Raw genomic sequence first — 13,682 nt, 5'->3', positions numbered from 1 at the left:
CTCCGAATCTTGAGGTGGGGGGCTTCTGCCTGTTAAGAGTGGAAGATAATTGGTCTACCAAAAACTATATAGTGAGGCTTCGTTCATATGGATAAAATACTAGTTTATTTACAAGAAAATCAATCGAAGATTCTAACGGATTTAGAACAATTGGTTAAAGCCGAGTCTCCGTCCGATGTCAAGGAAGAAGTCGATCGTTGTGGTACAGAAATTCAAGCCCTTTTTCGAAAGCATTTGGGAGTAGAGGCAGAAGTGATCCCTCAGAGCACAACGGGGAATCATCTTCGTTTCACCATTGGAGATGGAGAATCTCAAATTTTGATCCTGACCCATTTTGATACTGTCTGGGATGTAGGTAGACTCTCTTATCGAGTAGAAGGAAATAAAGCTTACGGCCCGGGGATATTGGATATGAAGGGGGGACTTGTTCAAGCTCTTTGGGCGATTAAAGCTTGTCAGGAATCAAATGTTTTATTAGATAAGAAAATTGTTTTTTTATGTACAAGCGATGAAGAGATCGGGAGTGGATCCTCTCGTTCTCTAATTGAAGAAGAAGCTCGCAAAAGTGATGTAGCCCTGATTGTAGAGCCGCCTGTTGCACGAACTGGTGCACTGAAAACAGCGCGTAAAGGAACAGCTCTTTTCGATATCACCATCAAAGGGAAAGCAGCGCATGCAGGCAATCATCACGAAGACGGAGTTAGTGCAGTTGAAGAGATGGCTCAGCAAATTCTTTTCTTGCATTCATTAACTGACTATGCCAAAGGGACAACCGTAAATGCAGGTGTTGCCAAAGGCGGAAGTCGTTCCAATGTAGTTGCCGATCATGCTGAGATTCAGGTAGATACCCGTATGACTTCTATGGATGAAGGAGAGCGCATAACAAAACTGATCAAAGGAACCAAATCTTATGTAAAAGGAACTACGGTTCAAGTCGAAGGTGGAATCAATCGACCACCAATGGAAAGAACAGAAAAAACGGAAAAACTGTTCAATCTAGCAAAAGAATGTGGAAAAGAGCTAGGTCTGTCTCTAGAAGAAGCATCTGTTGGTGGGGGAAGTGATGGGAACTTCACCGCAGCACTAGGTGTTCCAACGCTAGATGGATTGGGAGCAATGGGAGATGGAATCCATGCTGAATATGAGCACATTTTGATTGACCAATTACCAGTTCGAACAGCATTGTTTGCAAAACTATTAGCTAGATTATAGATTATGAAGATAAAGGACTTGACTGCTATTGGTACATAAGCAGTCAAGTTTTTTTGTATACGCAAAAATAACTTTGACAGAAATTATTTATAATTCTAATAAGAATCATTTTTTGGTACTATATTTTATGAGGAACTCATCCTCTTCTGTTCCCAGTTGCGAGCAACGCTATAGAGCGGATTTTTCCGAAATGTAGTGTTGCTCACAACAAAACTCGGGCAACAGAAAGAGGGATCATGATGGAAATGAATAAGGCAAATAGTAAAAGATCCAATGTAGCAGATGATTTCAAACGACTGACTGATGTGCAAATGCAAAACCTACCTCTATCTACGAATAACTATATTATGAAAACTTCTCATGATGGTCGCGTATACAAACTATATATTCCTACTGGTTACGATCCCACCAATAAAATACCACTTGTTATGATGTTACATGGATGTAAACAAAATCCGGATATTTTTGCAGCCGGTACCCAAATGAACCAATTGGCTGAACAATATAACTTCTTAGTCGCTTACCCACAACAATCGCCTTCTTCCCATTTTGATAAATGCTGGCATTGGTATAGCTATAGTCATCAATCACGTGGAAAAGGAGAACCCGCTTCCATCGCTGGTGTAGTCCAACATATTAAACAAAGTTACTCAGTTGATCCAAAACGAATCTATATCGCAGGACTGTCTGCTGGCGGGGCGATGAGCGTGATTATGGGAGCTACCTATCCCGATCTATTTGCTGCCATCGGCGTATGTAGTGGATTGGAATACAAAGCGGCGACAAGTGCGTGGTATGCATATCCCGCCTTGTATTTTGGCGGACCAAGCCCAACTCATCAAGGAAATCTTGCCTATCATGCGATGGGACAATACGCACAAATCATGCCAGTCATAGTATTTCATGGAACGTCTGACAGTAGAGTCTATCCGATTAATGGTCATCAAATCATTTCTCAATGGGCACAAACTAACTATCTCGCTCTGGATGAAGCTGATAACCACATAGATGATATAGCAAAGAGAATAGAAAACAAAACAGTACCAGGTGGTCGATCTTACACCAGATACGTGTATCAGGATAACCAAGGAAATAATCTAATGGAAAAATATATGGTAGATGGAATGGGACACGCATGGTCAGGTGGGAGCATGTCTGGTTCGCATACAGATCCTACTGGACCAAATGCAAGCGCTATCATCTGGGAGTTTTTCCAACAACATGCGAAAAAGTTCTAGTATTCTAGCGGTCGAGGTTAGTCAAATAATAGTTCGAGTTTCTCCATAGACAACTTTCTGCTAGAGTAGAAAGTTGTCTATCCAAAATAAGTGATTACATATAGCGAGAAGAATAATAGTGGGGAGTTATTTTGAAATTGCTCAATAGATTAGGTGTACTTGATAAAAGAGATATTGAGGGATCTGTTAGGTGGCTCATGATGTAGTCCCACTGGTACTAAAAGGATTTCTAAGAATTAACCCTAGGGTATTTTAATGTTGAAATTAGTAGCGTCATACTGCATAAAATCTTTAATGGAAAATGTACGTGTGTAAATTTTGAGAATCACTTATTAGAACATTTATATAATACAGAAATATAATAGGTGAATATTTTATAATGTTCAAATAAAATATAAAAATACTATTTCTATTTTTCGGATATCGAGCTATACTAAGTATGTTCCTTCTCTTCAAATAGCTAATATAAATGATTCCACTCCCTTCTGATCAAGTTATCCCAAGCAGATGATTTGATCAGGAAGGGGTGGCATCCTTCCTGATTTTTATCGCCACATTACATCATGGAAGGATGATCATCATGAAAAGAAATTTAATGTATGTTGAATTAGCAGGAGACGGTTATTTAAAGTCGATGAAGGAGATCAATATCTGTTTAGCGGATTTTGAAACTCACTTCTTCGGATGTCCAGATAAAGGAATAGAGCATCTAAAAGCTGCAGAATTAGATGAGCAAACATTTGGGGAGTTTTTTTATGGACTTTTGTTAGTTAGAAAGTCTATGAAAAAATTAGGAACCGCTTTTCTAGATCCAAAAGCAGAACCACGTTTGGTGAAGCTTTTGAATCACTTATTTCTATTAAAACCTGAAATTTCGAAGAATACGGAGCTTTTCATTTACGTTCTTGGAAATACTGGTTTGCTGTAGTTAACCGAAGGGTTAACTATCAGGACGATCGTAGAACTATTGCGATCGTTCTTTTTATTTTATCGACCATAGTAAAAAGACAAGCTACGAATAGCTTGCCAGTCAGTGATATGGGGGAGTAGATTAGATAACTTGCTTGCAACATTTGTAATTACATTTTCCATGTTCTCTATTGGAACATTTCAACGTCAACTTTACGAAATGGTGTCCATAGGTACTCCGAACTACCTCTAATGGTATGTCTGAGCCCCTGCCGAATCTTTTGCACAGTGGGCAATATGTTGGAATGCTTGGTCTTGATTTCTCCATCGAAACCGCCTCCTTCGTTATTAAAAAAAGAGGGGTAGGTACACTGACGACCGTACCACCTCTGATCAATTGCTATGAGTTAGCTGCTGATCAGAGGTAGTACAGTAAATAGTATGAAAATACTATATCATAAGTTCTGATTAATTCAAACTAATTTTATCGGTTTTATCGTATTTAAAGCGGAATTACGTTCTAGAAAATAATTGCATCTTATCAGAATAATATTATAAAATAGAATCATTGGACCGAAGGATAGAGGGTTACCGACTTTCCATCAATCCCCTTTATCCACCAACTTGCCCAATTTTAAGCGGAAGGGCTCAATTTGGGAGCACGTCCCTTTTTCATACTTTGCTCTAAAAGAGCCGAAGAACGAGGGTTATCGATGGTTCGATTCCAACCTTCCGCTTTTTCTACGGGAGTAGCTCAGTTGGTAGAGCATAGTTCCTTATTCACTCCCTTGCTCTAATAGAGCCGAAGAATGAGGATTACCGTTTTGGGTTATGGCCGCTGGTTCGAGTCCAGCCTCCCGTTTTCCAAATATACAGGGTAGTTTAATCGAAAATACTAGCCCTGATCCCTTTTCAGTCAACTTGCTCCTTGGAGCCGAATGAGGAGGGTTATCACTTCCTACATATCAGGGGTAGCTAGAGATGGATGGGGTTCACTCCATCCCCCTGTTCCAAATCAAACGAAAGTCCATGGTTGCTGTTGCTTAGTCCGCTATCATGGATTTTTTATTTGCCCTTTTCAGGGTAGAAGAGGTGATAGAATGAGTTATCAATTTTATATGAAAAACAAAAAGACTACTCCACAGACAGAAGCGATTCCGGGGAAAAAGATGGTACAAGGCCGCTCAGGTGGTTATATGTTTGAGTTGGATATGTGGCAAATGGTACGGCGTTGCCTCATCACAGGGACAGCAAACGGTGGGTTCTATACCGGAAAAAAAGAAATGACCGACGACTTTGTCCAAACCATCCAAGCAGCGGTGGAAGTTGATCCGTTCCGAGTTGCAGAAGAGATTCTTTATGCCTCGGATGGACGATCCATAAATAATTCTGCTCCGATTTTGGCATTGGTTCTCCTATCCATGGCAGAAAAGAAAGAAGCAAAAAATGCATTCTTAGATATTTTTCCAAAGGTGGTTCGTACAGCAAGTCATTTATATGAATGGTTGTCCTATACGAAAAATATGCGTGGATTTGGACGTATCATCCAAGAAGCAGGTACCAAATGGATTACTCGGGAAGATGTGAAAGGACTAGCTTACCAGTTCCTCAAATACCAGCAGCGAAATGGCTTTTCTGGAAGAGATGCGTTACGTCTGTTCCATGTAAAGCCTCCTACTCCGGCTCATCATGCTCTTTATGAATGGATCGTAAAAGGTTGGGGAGAACTGCCAGCAAATGCTCCAGTAGAGGATTTGAAACAGATCTGGTGGTATGAATGGTTGAAGCGAAATCCTGAGCAGACGCAAGTTGCCATACGGGAAGGAAAACTAACTCATGAGATGGCAACGGTTGGCGTGATGAGTCAAGAAGCATGGCAATTGTTATTTGAAGGAATGCCACTCACAGCGCTATTACGTAATCTAGCCTCTCTTACGGAAATTGGAGTCCTTCGCCCTGATGCTATCGAAAACATGGAGCTGGTCGAGTCTAAACTTCTTGATCAAGATTACCTTCGAAAAGCGAGAATTCATCCAATCGACCTCCTAAAAGCACTCAAAACTTATCAATCTGGTGGTAAATTAGGAAAATCGAAAAAAACATGGGATCCTGTTCCACGCATTGTGGATATCTTGGATGATGCGGTAGAACTTGCGTTTGATGTACAGGAAGCAACAGGCAAAATGTTTGTCCATGCCGTTGATGTATCAGGATCAATGACTTGGTCGCAAGTGTCACCGATGAATCTAATGTGTTCTGAAATTGCTACGGCAATGGCACTAACTACCGCAAAGGCAGAGAAAAATTATGTGATTCGTGGGTTCGCTACGGAGTTTAAAGATTTAGGAATTACAAAAAAAGATAGCTTCCGTAACGCACTAAACAAAGTGGAGAATAATACATTCGGAGCGACAGATGCTTCTGTTGCTTGGGATTGGATGATCCAAAAGAAAATTCACACAGATGTTGCCGTTTTCTGGACGGATTCAGAATCATGGGCAGGAAAACGGCATGCTTCTCAAGCACTACAAGAGTATCGTAAAAAAATTAACCCCGATGTAAAAGCGATCTATGTCACATTGACTCCTTATCAGATTACTCTTGTAGATCCTGATGATCCTTTATCTTATGACTTGGGGGGATTTGATCCATCGATTCCTAGGTTGATTCAAATGATTGCAAATAATGATATATAGTATCTATGGAGAGCTCCAATTGGGAGCTCTTTTATCATTGTTGGAAACTGATTTCCTTCAAAACTTGTCCTTAGGGAAATAGACCTCTATAATGATATATCAGAGACATGACAATCTCTTGTAGATTGGGTTACAGTAGTAGGAGGAAACCCTCATTGGCTGTTCGATATGAACTAATTAAACAATGCAAGCAGTCAGGGGCCCGACTTGGGCGTCTTCATACTCCGCACGGTGTGATCGAGACCCCTATCTTTATGCCTGTGGGTACACAAGCCACAGTAAAGACGATGGCTCCCGAAGAACTGAAGGAGATGAACGCTCAGATTATTCTGAGCAATACATACCATTTATTCTTGCGACCAGGCCACGAGATTGTAAAGGAAGCTGGGGGACTGCATTCCTTTATGAACTGGGATCGGCCAATTCTAACTGATAGTGGTGGATTTCAAGTTTTCTCACTCAGTGGCTTACGTAAGATCACCGAAGAGGGAGTCGAATTCCGCTCTCATCTCAGCGGAGAAAAGTTATATCTCACTCCTGAAAAGTCGATGGAGATTCAAAATGCACTTGGTGCTGATATCATCATGGCTTTTGATGAATGTCCCCCATACCCAGCAGAGAAACAATATGTAGCTGATTCAACAGAGCGTACATATCGTTGGCTCAAGCGTTGCATCGAGGCACATGGCAGAAAAGAGGATCAAGCTCTTTTTGGCATAGTCCAAGGAGGGATGCATGAAGATCTTCGTCGCAAAAGTGCTGAACAACAGATTGAATTAGATCTACCAGGTTACGCCATTGGTGGGCTTAGTGTAGGAGAACCAAAAGATATCATGTATGAGGTACTCTCTTATACCACACCGTATCTACCAAAAGATAAAGCACGTTATCTGATGGGAGTAGGATCACCTGATGCGCTAATTGAAGGTGCGATTCACGGAGTGGATATGTTTGATTGTGTATTGCCGACTCGTATTGCTCGTAATGGTACCTGTATGACGAGCGAAGGACGTCTGGTTGTGCGCAATGCCAAGTATATGAAAGATTTTGGTCCACTGGATCCAAATTGTGATTGCTACACTTGTCGCAACTATAGTAGAGCCTATCTGCGTCATTTGATCAAAGCAGATGAAACCTTTGGTCTTCGATTGACCACGTATCACAATCTATACTTCCTGTTAGGTTTGATGAAAAAAGTAAGACAAGCGATTTTAGAGGATCGATTGCTAGATTTTCGCAACGAATTCCTCATTCAATATTATGGAACTACCGAACCGACTACTGCTTTTTAGAGCTGTATACCAAAAGGAGGAACTAAAATGCCAGCTAACTATCTTTCATGGATTTACTTAGGAGCGATGGTGTTACTATTCTACTTCGTTCTGATCCGTCCAAATCAAAAGCGTCAAAAAGAGCGTGTTCAAATGCTTAACAAAGTGAAAAAAGGGGACAAAGTTATCACCATTGGTGGTCTTCATGGTACTGTAATGGATATTACCGATGAACGTGTTACCCTAAAAGTGAGTGATAACAGCCGTCTTGTCTTTGAACGCAGTGCAATCAACTCAATCACCACCGCAGAGCAAGAAGAGACTCAAAAAGAACAAGAACAAGAAGATAAGTAAGCGAAAGCGCTCATATAGAATCAACAAACACCTCCTGAATTGAGATTTGGATTCGGAGGTGTTTTTTTATATGAAAAATGGGAAGTACTTTGTTCTTATTTTGATAAGGGAAAATGAACAATATGAATACAAACATGGGACAAGTAGGAGAAAACATTTTGGAATATAGAAGTAATTTGAAACTGAATTAAGTTGACTAAAAAATGGAAATAAGCTCTCAAGTTAGACTTGAGAACCTATTTGCGACAAAACAATATGGGCTTATTCGAAACCGAATGTACTTTCGGCAATGGAGATAATATCCAATTTTGTTTTAGCAGTTGCAAGTTCTACGTTTTCTGCTACTAAACTCCAGATATTTAAATAAGGATTTAGACGCATTTCTGCGCATACACCTTGACTATTAAAAAATTGGATTGGTTGATCATCTAGTTTAAATTGTTGTCTCTGTGCTTTTTTGATTACTTCTACTCTGCACAAATCATGTGCTAAAACTCTTTGATGATATGTTAGTTCAAATCTGTGAGTGTACTCATTGTAATCTACTGTTGCGATCTCTCCATCACGATACATCCAGATTGTGCTTATTGATTTTGCCATACAAGACCATCTCCTAATAATAAAAGATAGGCCATGTATTACTACATGACCTTCAGAGAAGAAAAGACAAATTGGGTCTCTTCCTATCTGAAGGTCATGTAGTTGTTTTGTCATGATTTATAATATTATAAAAATTAAATTTGCTCAAGAGGATTTTATGTATGGTGTTAGTCGAATTTGTGACAGAAGTAACGATCGAAAGAAATGTTAGTTGGGTTGAAACTAAGCAATTGGAGAGTTTTTAAAGGTAAAATTCTTTTTCAAATAAATGTGTTAACTAAACCTTAAAAATATTTCAATCAAATAGGGTAGACTTTTGATTTGGTTCACAGTAATCTATGGTTAGTGCTCGAGAGAGTCACTTAACTTTACCAAACCCGCTCTGCCTTCCTACCATGGGTAGTTGTTGTTCTCTTTCAAAAGGAACAACCCCGAGGTAGGAAGGCAGAGTAGCGAGGGATATCCCCCGCTGTTCTGACTTCCTACCTTAATTCATTCATTATAAGGAGGAATCAGAATGGGAAAGAAAACTAACGTGGTGTTGCCAAACGGCAAGGAAATGAAAGGGTTTGTATTCGAGGAACTAGAAAAAGCAGGGGTCACACCATATACCGTGGCAGAAAGTGTCATGGAGCGAATTGCAAAAGGGGAACTACCATTTCTCAAGGAAGAGTACACACTAGATGAAGTAGCAAAAATCGCGAAAAAGCAACTTGCAGAAAAAAGAGAGTTTCAGATCATCGCTCTCATTGCTCTGCACTGTGATGCTTATTCCAATGGCGAAAAGCAGTTGGAGCCATTTTATCAACTGCTCAACGCAGATTGGGGACTCTTCGGTGGAGATGAGTACATCATGCTCTCCATCATGGGGATTTGGGGTCCAACGGCTAAGCGACTTTTCGGATGGTTCGACAAGGATAAGTCCGGAAATGTCAAAAAGATGGACAGTAATCCAGATCTCAACATGGTCTATCTAGATGATTTTCATGCTGGATGGGAGGCAGTATGCGTCGCAATCATGGAAAAACAAGAAATTTACAGTGATCCAGAGATTACAGCAGCAATGCTAGACAGTTACACTCGGATCCGAAACTATCTGATGAGCCATACAGATGCACCGGAATTCGAAATGGATGCAGCCACAAAGAGAGATGTCGAAATGGTTCTAGGATCAGAAAACAACTATTACCATTATGCTTCAGTTTCTGCTTTGCTGGATCAAAAGAGATATACTCCTAACATCACTGCAAAGGATGTTAAGATCAGCAAAGAAGTGGTCTTGTTCAAATTGGATTTCCTCATCCCTCTTCTCGATATCCTAGATCTAAAGGATAAGTGGTCGAGAGATGGACGTACGATCAAGTATAGTGAACTCAATGGTTTCGATCGTCGTCGAGTGGAACACGCTTTGACGAATGTAACAATGGCAGCTTGCGAGCGCTACGGCTTCATTGGGCAGACCAACATTCACACGGAGATTCAAAAGATGCTGAACAGTGGGCATATTGATTTCCCATCGCTAATGGCGATGTGCCTATCTTGCGCAATCAGAGCACGAGTCGCATTCGAACAAGGAGAAATTCAACTAAGTTAGTTAGGTAAAGTTAAGAGCTACTAACCCTACTTCGGTAGAGGTTAGTAGCTCTTATCATTTGTTTCACCATTGTAGAAAGAGATCTATCATTTTCTCTTATTCATCCCCTGCATTCACTCCAAAAATCCCACCTAAAGCACCTAGTCCAAACGAACTGAGCATGAATAATAAGAGATTACTTTGCATTTGTAGGTCAAAAGCTAAGAAGGAGATAAGTCCCAAAATAAGGGTATAGATTACGCCTTGCATCCCACCAAAAAACCAACCTCGCTGTCCAGCTCTTTTTCCTGACATATACCCACCGCATAATAAACCAATCGCATTAATGAAAAAGGTAATAGCTGGTAGTGTAGTACTACCCATAGAAGTATATCGTAGCAGTAATGCGACGATAAAAGAGAGAATGACGACGATGATCCAAGTGAGCATTTGTCCAGCAAACCATGGGTTACGCCAGCCACGGCGAAACGAATCCATTAATTGATCCATAATTATTCTTCCTCTCCAAGTGATACTTGTTTCATCCTTATGAGCTCGTCTCTTCTAATATGTCAGACGGACATATTTTCCAGCTGAAGTGACACACTACAAAGGAGGAATCAAGAACAAGGAGGTACCCGTGTGGATATTTGGGTTTCCGTTTTGCGAACCATTTTTCTCTATTTCTTTATCATTTTGATTATGAGATTGATGGGGAAGCGAGAAATTGGGCAGCTCTCTGTCTTTGATCTGATCGTGTTTTTTATGATTGCGGAGATATCTGTATTTTTGCTAGAGGATAGTAATATGCCTCTTTTAACTGGACTAGCCCCTATGATTACGTTGGTAGTACTCCAGATAGCCTGTTCGATGATCCTATTAAAAAGTTCGAAACTTCGTCGCTTAGTAGATGGAGACCCCGTTTTCTTGATTAAAAAAGGGCATATTCAAGATAAGCAGATGGAGAAACTTCGTTACAATATGGATGATCTCATGCAGCAACTCCGTGAAAAAAATATAGCCAATTTGGCTGATGTAGAATTTGCTATTTTGGAGCCATCCGGAAAGCTATCTGTTTTCCCAAAAGAAGAAGTACAACCACCATCCAGAAAAGAGCTTTTACCAACTATCGCAAAGAAGTTTGTATTGCCAACCGCAGTGATCTTGGATGGGAAAGTACAAAAAGAAGGATTAGAAGAAATAAATCAGACCATCTTTTGGCTAAAACAACAAATTCAAAAACAAGGATATAAAGATTTTAAAGAAATTTTTTATGCAAGTTATCATCCGAATGATGAGGAACTGTATATTGACCCGAAAGATAGTTAATTTTGGAGGGTATTCGATGTTGATATATAGTAAGAGAACAGATTTACATGCAGTGCGTTCGTTTAGCGATCTAGTGGGTGCAGGTGCAAAAGGTAACAAGGGGACAACCTGTTGTTTGAGCTTTTATTAGGAGCGGGTTATCCCCACAATAACCTGAATTTAAGATTTGCGAATGGGAATTCTCCCACTATACACTACCATTCGAGTTAGGGATAGAACGTGTCTTTGTAAAGAAGAATGCAATGTTGGTCGATTCAATAAAACGAGAAGCCCCCTTTTCAATGGGATGTAGTTCACGTAAGTATTTAATAGGGTAACCGTTTGGAGAGCCATGGGCCAATGTAGGGGACGCGGATAACATCCTCTTTTTTGATGAGTCCGAGAAACATTAAGCCCATGAAATAAACACAAAAACCGCTTAGCATGGAGAGGAGAACTCGGGTGACAAGTGGACTTTGTTCTTGTCCCATCAAGTAATAGATGATCATCCCCGTGATTCCAACTGCGAGGCTTAGTTTAACTAACTCTCGTATATGGATGCTAATCGGGACTAGTTTTGCGATGCTAAAGAAATGAAGCCCGGTGACTACGATAATCCCAAAATTGATTGCCATCGCTACACCTATAATTCCTAGGTCAGGACGAGACGCTAAGATAAAGATCAAGATAATCTTGATGACTGCACCAATGATGGAATTACGCATGGCGATACTTGCCTTGTCTAGTCCTTGTAGCACGGATGCAAAGGGACCTTGTAAATAGTAGAACAACGAAAAAGGAGCCATCACTTGGATTAGTTTTCCTACCTCTGGATGTTGATAGAGCAAAAGAGAGAGTGGTTCTGCCATTAGATAGACCATTAAAGTACAGGGGGCACCTATTAAGAGAGACAGACGAATTGCTTGTTGTAGACGTCTCTCTACTATATCGGTCTTTTTTTGGGCGGCAGCTTCACTGATCGCTGGGACAAGAGAAACAGTCAGAGCATAGGTGATAAATGCTGGGAAGAAGACAAGAGGTAATGCCATTCCTTCCAGCTGTCCATACAAGGCAGTGGAGGCTGCTGTAGCAATGCCAGCAAATGCCAAACTTTGAGCTACTACAATAGGCTCTACAGCATAAGATAGCGAGCCGATCATTCTGCTAAACGTGACTGGACCCGCAATTCTAGCTAAACTTTGTAGGGTCTCTTTCTGTTCTATCCACCACTGCTTCGTAAACATGACTCGTTGGATAGTAAAAATAGGCTTGTCAGGCTTTTGGGGATCTTTACGATAGGAGTATAATAGATAGAGCATCCCCATAAATTCACCAACTACCATCCCGATCATCGCCCCGGCTGAGGCAATTGCAATCCCATAGGGTAACAGCATCTTAGCTAGAGCGAGTACCGTAAAAATGCGGATGATCTGTTCCACAATTTGAGAGATAGCAAATGGGGTCATATTTTGACGACCTTGAAAGTATCCCCGAAAAACGGATGAAATCGCAATGATAGGGATCACAGGAGACATTGCCAAGAAAGAATAAATGGTACGCTCGTCAGTCAATAAATAGTTGGCAATGAATGGTGCTAGAAAAAAAACAGAAATGGTAACAGTTACACTGGTGATGGTTACGACCAAAATTGATACAATAAGGATTGCCTGTATTTTATGTTCTTCTTCTTTGGCTTCTGCCTCAGATACCAGCTTGGAAATAGCGACTGGGATACCAGCTGTGGTGATGACGATGAGGAAGATCAGAATGGGGAAAGCCATTTGAAAGAGTCCCATTCCTTCGTCTCCAATAATGCGGGAAAGCGCAATTCGATAGATAAATCCTAGTATTTTGGTAATAAAACCTGCACCGACGAGGATCAGAGTCCCGTACAAAAAGCTCTGTTTACTCATGATGCCACCCTTTCGACCGCATAGTTTGTTCCCGCTCTTAACGGACAGAAAGACTCCACTTTCAAATTCGGAAGAAGCAAGAAAGACAAGGTAGGGAGAATCTGCCCGTAAGGTCCGATTGGTTCAACTAACCACCAGCGGATGAGGAAAACCTCTGTTGATGGAAGTTTCACTTAATAGTACAAACTGTATGCCTTGTCCAGTGCTAGCATGACATAAAATATTTTCAAAATTAGCAGGATGTTGGAATAGGAAAGGCGTATTTTACCATTCACCTAGAAAACTACATCTGGGAGGTATTTTTTATGAAGAGACCATCACCATTACGGTCGGTCAATCGAAAACCCCAAGATTCTACTTCTGGTATGATGGGGGATCAAGAATTGTTCAATAGTGTGGAAAGACTTTGTGAAGTAAAAGCAGAAGAGTTCCGCATGTGTGGTTACGAAAATGTGACCAGTGAGCAAATTTGGGCATGTGTATCCGAGAGTTACCGTCGAGGATTACCACGAGTAAATCGTTTAGTAAATGACATTATGTCACTAAAAGCAAATAACTTTATGAACTGGCTTATGGTCAGTGTCTACAAACAACCTTAAGATGCCATC

12 protein-coding genes and 2 tRNA genes are annotated in these 13,682 nt (G+C 40.6%); 11 read left to right on the top strand and 3 right to left on the bottom strand.

Annotation, left to right across the window (positions count from 1 at the left end):
- The first annotated feature begins 87 nt into the window (after positions 1-87).
- The 8 genes from VJ09_RS04910 (at position 88) to yajC (ending at position 7,680) form a co-directional block, all read left to right on the top strand.
- A complete protein-coding gene (locus VJ09_RS04910; protein WP_044640499.1) occupies positions 88-1,212 on the top strand; it encodes a M20 family metallopeptidase in 1,125 nt (374 codons plus the stop codon).
- A 236-nt stretch (positions 1,213-1,448) separates the two neighbouring features.
- Entirely contained in the window at positions 1,449-2,450 is a 1,002-nt protein-coding gene (locus tag VJ09_RS04905) for an extracellular catalytic domain type 1 short-chain-length polyhydroxyalkanoate depolymerase (protein WP_230199093.1), read from the top strand.
- A 580-nt stretch (positions 2,451-3,030) separates the two neighbouring features.
- Complete coding sequence (locus VJ09_RS04900; protein WP_044640498.1) at positions 3,031-3,378, top strand: hypothetical protein; 348 nt, start codon at positions 3,031-3,033, stop codon at positions 3,376-3,378.
- A gap of 619 nt (positions 3,379-3,997) precedes the next feature.
- Positions 3,998-4,096, top strand: a tRNA-OTHER gene (locus tag VJ09_RS18345).
- Positions 4,097-4,102: 6 nt separating this feature from the next.
- Positions 4,103-4,221: transfer RNA gene (locus VJ09_RS18340), tRNA-OTHER, on the top strand.
- Positions 4,222-4,459: 238 nt separating this feature from the next.
- A complete protein-coding gene (locus tag VJ09_RS04895; RefSeq protein WP_044640497.1) occupies positions 4,460-6,055 on the top strand; it encodes a TROVE domain-containing protein in 1,596 nt (531 codons plus the stop codon).
- 107 nt (positions 6,056-6,162) lie between these two features.
- The gene (tgt, locus tag VJ09_RS04890; protein ID WP_044640496.1) at positions 6,163-7,347 is read left to right on the top strand and encodes a tRNA guanosine(34) transglycosylase Tgt; all 1,185 of its coding nucleotides are present in this window, start codon (positions 6,163-6,165) and stop codon (positions 7,345-7,347) included.
- Positions 7,348-7,374: 27 nt separating this feature from the next.
- On the top strand, positions 7,375-7,680 hold the full coding sequence (yajC, locus tag VJ09_RS04885; protein ID WP_044640495.1) for a preprotein translocase subunit YajC: 306 nt from the start codon (positions 7,375-7,377) through the stop codon (positions 7,678-7,680).
- 261 nt (positions 7,681-7,941) lie between these two features.
- Here the strand turns inward: yajC and VJ09_RS04880 are convergent, their stop codons facing one another.
- Positions 7,942-8,280, bottom strand: a complete 339-nt coding sequence (locus VJ09_RS04880) for a hypothetical protein (RefSeq protein WP_044640494.1) — start codon at positions 8,278-8,280, stop codon at positions 7,942-7,944.
- 517 nt (positions 8,281-8,797) lie between these two features.
- On the opposite strand from VJ09_RS04880, the gene VJ09_RS04875 reads away from it, so the two are divergent.
- Entirely contained in the window at positions 8,798-9,874 is a 1,077-nt protein-coding gene (locus tag VJ09_RS04875; RefSeq protein WP_044640493.1) for a hypothetical protein, read from the top strand.
- A gap of 96 nt (positions 9,875-9,970) precedes the next feature.
- On the opposite strand, the gene VJ09_RS04870 is transcribed toward VJ09_RS04875, so the two are convergent.
- Positions 9,971-10,363 carry a TIGR04086 family membrane protein gene (locus VJ09_RS04870; RefSeq protein ID WP_052807223.1) on the bottom strand — a complete coding sequence of 131 codons (393 nt, stop codon included), beginning with the start codon at positions 10,361-10,363 and terminating at the stop codon, positions 9,971-9,973.
- 132 nt (positions 10,364-10,495) lie between these two features.
- On the opposite strand from VJ09_RS04870, the gene VJ09_RS04865 reads away from it, so the two are divergent.
- The gene (locus tag VJ09_RS04865; protein WP_044640492.1) at positions 10,496-11,182 is read left to right on the top strand and encodes a DUF421 domain-containing protein; all 687 of its coding nucleotides are present in this window, start codon (positions 10,496-10,498) and stop codon (positions 11,180-11,182) included.
- A gap of 305 nt (positions 11,183-11,487) precedes the next feature.
- Here the strand turns inward: VJ09_RS04865 and spoVB are convergent, their stop codons facing one another.
- On the bottom strand, positions 11,488-13,074 hold the full coding sequence (spoVB, locus tag VJ09_RS04860) for a stage V sporulation protein B (protein ID WP_044640491.1): 1,587 nt from the start codon (positions 13,072-13,074) through the stop codon (positions 11,488-11,490).
- A gap of 305 nt (positions 13,075-13,379) precedes the next feature.
- On the opposite strand from spoVB, the gene VJ09_RS04855 reads away from it, so the two are divergent.
- The gene (locus VJ09_RS04855; protein ID WP_230199091.1) at positions 13,380-13,673 is read left to right on the top strand and encodes a post-transcriptional regulator; all 294 of its coding nucleotides are present in this window, start codon (positions 13,380-13,382) and stop codon (positions 13,671-13,673) included.
- Positions 13,674-13,682: the final 9 nt, after the last annotated feature.

The organism is Risungbinella massiliensis (assembly GCF_000942395.1).
GTDB classification, from domain to species: domain Bacteria; phylum Bacillota; class Bacilli; order Thermoactinomycetales; family Thermoactinomycetaceae; genus Risungbinella; species Risungbinella massiliensis.
Note: the sequence above shows the minus strand (reverse complement) of the source record. Positions and strands in the feature narration are given on the sequence as shown.

Excerpts from the sequence above, each read along its gene's own strand:
- VJ09_RS04910 (WP_044640499.1), top strand. The coding sequence starts at position 88 with ATGGATAAAATACTAGTTTATTTACAAGAAAATCAATCGAAGATTCTA.
- VJ09_RS04905 (WP_230199093.1), top strand. The coding sequence starts at position 1,449 with ATGATGGAAATGAATAAGGCAAATAGTAAAAGATCCAATGTAGCAGAT.
- VJ09_RS04900 (WP_044640498.1), top strand. The coding sequence starts at position 3,031 with ATGAAAAGAAATTTAATGTATGTTGAATTAGCAGGAGACGGTTATTTA.
- VJ09_RS04895 (WP_044640497.1), top strand. The coding sequence starts at position 4,460 with ATGAGTTATCAATTTTATATGAAAAACAAAAAGACTACTCCACAGACA.
- tgt (WP_044640496.1), top strand. The coding sequence starts at position 6,163 with ATGACAATCTCTTGTAGATTGGGTTACAGTAGTAGGAGGAAACCCTCA.
- yajC (WP_044640495.1), top strand. The coding sequence starts at position 7,375 with ATGCCAGCTAACTATCTTTCATGGATTTACTTAGGAGCGATGGTGTTA.
- VJ09_RS04880 (WP_044640494.1), bottom strand. The coding sequence starts at position 8,280 with ATGGCAAAATCAATAAGCACAATCTGGATGTATCGTGATGGAGAGATC.
- VJ09_RS04875 (WP_044640493.1), top strand. The coding sequence starts at position 8,798 with ATGGGAAAGAAAACTAACGTGGTGTTGCCAAACGGCAAGGAAATGAAA.
- VJ09_RS04870 (WP_052807223.1), bottom strand. The coding sequence starts at position 10,363 with ATGGATCAATTAATGGATTCGTTTCGCCGTGGCTGGCGTAACCCATGG.
- spoVB (WP_044640491.1), bottom strand. The coding sequence starts at position 13,074 with ATGAGTAAACAGAGCTTTTTGTACGGGACTCTGATCCTCGTCGGTGCA.
- VJ09_RS04855 (WP_230199091.1), top strand. The coding sequence starts at position 13,380 with ATGAAGAGACCATCACCATTACGGTCGGTCAATCGAAAACCCCAAGAT.